The sequence below is a fragment of the Halomonas sp. QHL1 genome (assembly GCF_001882345.1).
In the GTDB taxonomy this organism is placed as follows: Bacteria; Pseudomonadota; Gammaproteobacteria; order Pseudomonadales; family Halomonadaceae; genus Vreelandella.
Genome location: NZ_MINL01000002.1, coordinates 6,251 through 10,114 on the forward strand (window position 1 = coordinate 6,251; position 3,864 = coordinate 10,114).

Annotated in this window: 4 protein-coding genes and 1 pseudogene; 3 read left to right on the forward strand and 2 right to left on the reverse strand. The window is 50.4% G+C overall.

Annotated elements, in window-relative coordinates; all coding sequences use genetic code 11:
- Window positions 1-687: pseudogene (locus QHL1GM_RS19005) on the forward strand (hypothetical protein); the annotation flags it as partial.
- A 201-nt stretch (window positions 688-888) separates the two neighbouring features.
- Here QHL1GM_RS19005 and QHL1GM_RS19010 read toward each other — a convergent pair.
- Together QHL1GM_RS19010 and QHL1GM_RS19015 are read right to left on the reverse strand one after the other, a co-directional pair.
- A complete protein-coding gene (locus tag QHL1GM_RS19010) occupies window positions 889-1,710 on the reverse strand; it encodes a formyl transferase (protein ID WP_071696071.1) in 822 nt (273 codons plus the stop codon).
- Entirely contained in the window at window positions 1,707-3,059 is a 1,353-nt protein-coding gene (locus QHL1GM_RS19015) for a DUF4910 domain-containing protein (protein WP_071696072.1), read from the reverse strand. The genes QHL1GM_RS19010 and QHL1GM_RS19015 overlap by 4 nt, the downstream gene beginning before the upstream one ends.
- Window positions 3,060-3,375: 316 nt before the next feature.
- Between QHL1GM_RS19015 and QHL1GM_RS19020 the strand changes: the two genes are divergently transcribed.
- Together QHL1GM_RS19020 and QHL1GM_RS19025 are read left to right on the forward strand one after the other, a co-directional pair.
- Window positions 3,376-3,570: a stability determinant gene (locus tag QHL1GM_RS19020; RefSeq protein WP_071696061.1), complete on the forward strand. Its 195-nt coding sequence runs from the start codon at window positions 3,376-3,378 to the stop codon at window positions 3,568-3,570.
- Complete coding sequence (locus QHL1GM_RS19025) at window positions 3,570-3,845, forward strand: type II toxin-antitoxin system RelE/ParE family toxin (RefSeq protein WP_071696062.1); 276 nt, start codon at window positions 3,570-3,572, stop codon at window positions 3,843-3,845. Before QHL1GM_RS19020 ends, QHL1GM_RS19025 begins: the two co-directional genes overlap by 1 nt.
- Window positions 3,846-3,864: the final 19 nt, after the last annotated feature.

Consider the following 3,864-nt stretch of genomic DNA (forward strand, 5'->3'; position numbering starts at 1 on the left):
CGTCAGATGGCCAAGTTGCCGGATGAACTTGCAAGCGCACTCGCTCAAGAGATCGAACGCCAGGCGTCCGCTGCCCGGGCTGACGCTGAAGCGGATGCCCTCGACGCCCGCCAGACAGCCGACGAACTTGCTGAAACCGGCGAGCAGCTGGAAGCGGAAGCGGATGAATTGCGGGAGCAGATTGAGCAGGTAACTGCCGAACGAGACGAGGCCGTGCGCGACCGTAGCGAAGCGCGCAGTTTGATCGAGGAATTTCGTGAGCAGGTGAAACGGCTCGAGCAGCAGCGCGACGACGCTCGCCAGGAGCTGGCCGAGGCCCGTAACCGCATCACCACGCTGACCGAACAACGCGACCAGGAGCACAGCGCTCTCCTCGAAGCTCAGCGTGACGCGAAGGTTGCGAGCACAGCCAAGAACGACGCTGAACGTGCTCAAGCCGTTGCCATAGCCAAGCTAGAAGCGGCGCAGCAGCAAGCCGAGGAGCGTGCCCAAGCGCTCAAAAACGAGCAGCAAGCGCGGAAAGCCGATGCCGACGCTCACAAAGAGGCGGTCGCTGAGCTACGTAATGAGTGGCGAGAACGGCTGGAAACCTCGGAAAAGCAGGCTCATGAGGCCTATAAAGCCAAAAGCCAGGCCGAGGCAAGAACAGAGGCATTAGCGGCTCGTCTGGAGGCTAAGAAGGCCTAAAAGAACAGCCTGGACTGCTGCTCAACGATAACCTCCCCACCTGAACGGTTCGTTATGGGACATCTTTGGGAGAATATCCGATGTCTTATAATGCTAAAAGCCCGCTTGCGGGCTTCATAGGACTTGACGTGGTGGAGGGCGTAACCACTGAAAAGACTAAAATAATAGATTGGGGTTGGTTCAACCTATAAGAACTTATTGCTAGCTTTCACTCACAGGATCAGGGTCAATTACGCTAGTTAACATTGGTGAGCGACCTATCAAATCACCTGCTAATAACGCATCAACGATCCGATCCTGCCAATGTTCATAGATTGAAAACAAATGCTCAGGTCGCCAATCGCTGGCCAGCCATAGTTTTCCTGCATTTTTCTGTATCTGCCCCTGCGGCAGAGGTACATCGTTTGCCATTAGAGGCACCAACAATTTTGGAAGCTTGTCAGCATAGGTCTTAACGCAGCGAGCAGCCACGTCATGCAATCCATCACCTCTGACAAGTTCAACAGAAGTTTGGTGCAGAATCCCTCCAGCATCAAGATTGGGAGTGGTTTCGTGTAGGGTCATCCCTGTCATCTGGGGCTCTAGCAAGAAACTCGGCCAAAAATGCGTAGCTACCCCGCGATATTGTGGCGAGAGCCCACCGTGAGTATTCCAAAAAGGAGCACTAATCTCTTTCATCAAGGAGGCTGAAAGCTTGTGGCATCCATAGGACAATACCAACCTCGGCGCCCTATCTTGTAGGAAATTCTGAGTCTCTAGGCTGTTCAAATTATTCAGACTAACGTCAAGTCTGGGTACGTTAGGCAAAGGTTCGCGGTTAAAGAAACGTTCCTCAGCTTCATCCCTACGTCGGAAATGCAACTGAAATAACATTTCCAAGCGATTGGATAGCCCATCTGGCGGCGTAGGTAGGAAAGGTTCACGCCGTTCGCAAACCCACCCGCTCAGAAGATCAGCTTCAGCTAAGCGATTGACTAAATAGATATGACGCGGATGGTCACCAGTTATTACAACTATACTCATACAGCCTCTTTTTCCTGAAAGGCACGCGTTACTAACATGTCTTTGGTGAAAAGCTCACGTAAAATCGGTAACAGTTCGTCTGAAGCACAGCCGATCTTTTGGGCACAGGCAATCAAATCACGCGTCCCGTCGGCCAACGACAATAGCATGAGCAGTCGATTCAAGGTCTCGCGCTGATCGACTGAGTTATCATTTGACTGATCGCGATTCATTGGAGAATTTACTGATGGGTAAAGATCACGTCTACCTAATTGTGGCTCGCCAAAAGGATGGTAGTTAATTAGCGCGTGGCCTTGCATCTCTGCCGTTTCCAAGAAACTTGAAAGCTGATGAGCTGCTGCCTCTACTTGTTCAATTCTCATAAATTGGCGATCATCGCCCGAAGTATGATACTCGGCGTAATTTCCATAAACCGTACGTGAGGCTTGGATCACAGGCCAATCAAAGCCCGGCGAGCAAAATTGACGTTCGTCAGAACCTGACGTGGGTGTAAAGGTACGTAGTTCGTAACGATCTGGGGCCATCTCCGCTAAATGCCGAGCTAGACAATCAAAAGGACCTGGGCGGTTTAGCCAATCACGACGAGAAAGCTTCATGCTAAGTTTCGACTCTGGACCTCCGAGACAAGTCATCACCAAGCCTGCATGCAGCTTAGGTTTCAGATCAGCAGCAAAGCGTGAAAGGAAAGTGATCGAACCGAGTGTCTCAGGACAGAGCAAAAACATGTAAGTAAAACGACGGTTTGGCCGCGCGGCAAGCAACTCATAAAGACGAAGCAAACCTAACGGCCCCGAAAGCTCATTGTTAGCCATACTGGGATGGCACAAATAGGATGAGATTAGTACCACCTCATCACTTTCGCCCGGTAAAGTTGCAGTGGCAAAATTAACTTCACCGTCATAATGACGAGTACGAATATCCACCTGATATTCACCCTCAGGCAAAGCCTTTCTCTGCCGATGCGGTAGACAAAATCCCCAGCGAGGTGAGTAATAACTAGTCACATAAGGAATTAAATCAGGTAGGTGCGGAAGCGAATATAAATGGGGCTGCAATTCATCTAGTGTCATACGACCTGTAAATGGTATTGAATAGTTTACTAGGTGAAGGTTGTGGTCGGTGAAATCGCATACAACTTGTCCGTCTGGCCCTATCAATCGTGCTTCATCAACCGCCCATTCTTGCGGAACCTTCCAGTCTAAGACCTTTGTACCGCTAGCTACACCGTGGATAGTGAGCGGGATATACTCCGCTAGAATATCTAAACTTTCACGCAAGCCGGGCCCAGTGATACTGCGACAAATCGGGAAAAGACGATCAAAAACTACTGAAATATCAGTCAATTTCATTCAATATCCTATCTAATTTAATCTTAAAAACTTCTAATTTTTAAGATTATCATGCCACGGATCATCCGTATGATAATACTTAGCTTTGCTTACAAATTTTGACCAAAATCCGCCAATAAGCGTGACTTTTTCACGGGCTATAGGGCGAAATTCAAGATTACCCGTCTTATCGTGAGTTTTTTAAGGGTGCGAGATAATCACGCAGAAAATAGCCCAAGCGTTTTTTCGAGAGTGGTGGTTTTGACTCGCAAAGCCCGCTTTTCGCGAGGGCTGTCGGAGTGCGTTAGACTGATACCAACCCACAGAGGAGCGGCCCATGAGCACCCCCCTAGACCCCATTGTGAGCGAGTTTGAGACCCAGGAGCAGGCCGACAGCTATCAACGTTGGTTCCGTGAGCGCGTGGAAGCCAGTCTTGCCGACTCTCGCCCTGGCATTCCCCATGATGAAGTCATGGCGGAAATGGACGCACTGATTAATGACATTGAGGCCCAGCACAGGAAACGTGCCTGATGCTGCCAGTGATTTGGCTACAGACCGCCCGTGAAGACCTTTCTAAACTCCTACGCCATATTGCACTAGAAGATCCTCAAGCCGCCCGGCGACTCAAAGTTCGTCTAGAGTCTGTTGTTCTGCCGCTCTCTGAACACCCCTATCTGTACCGTGTGGGCGATGTCCCGGGCACGCGTGAGATTGTCGCGCATCCCAACTATATCGTGGTATACCGCGTTGCTGTTGCTCGTATCGACATCGTCAATGTCCTGCACGCCCGTCAGGAATACCCATAGGCCGCCGTGTGTTTCTCCT

What these genes read in the sequence shown, in the direction of transcription:
- QHL1GM_RS19020 (WP_071696061.1), top strand. Translation starts at nt 3,376, where the DNA reads ATGAGCACCCCCCTAGACCCCATTGTGAGCGAGTTTGAGACCCAGGAG.
- QHL1GM_RS19010 (WP_071696071.1), bottom strand. Translation starts at nt 1,710, where the DNA reads ATGAGTATAGTTGTAATAACTGGTGACCATCCGCGTCATATCTATTTA.
- QHL1GM_RS19015 (WP_071696072.1), bottom strand. Translation starts at nt 3,059, where the DNA reads ATGAAATTGACTGATATTTCAGTAGTTTTTGATCGTCTTTTCCCGATT.
- QHL1GM_RS19025 (WP_071696062.1), top strand. Translation starts at nt 3,570, where the DNA reads ATGCTGCCAGTGATTTGGCTACAGACCGCCCGTGAAGACCTTTCTAAA.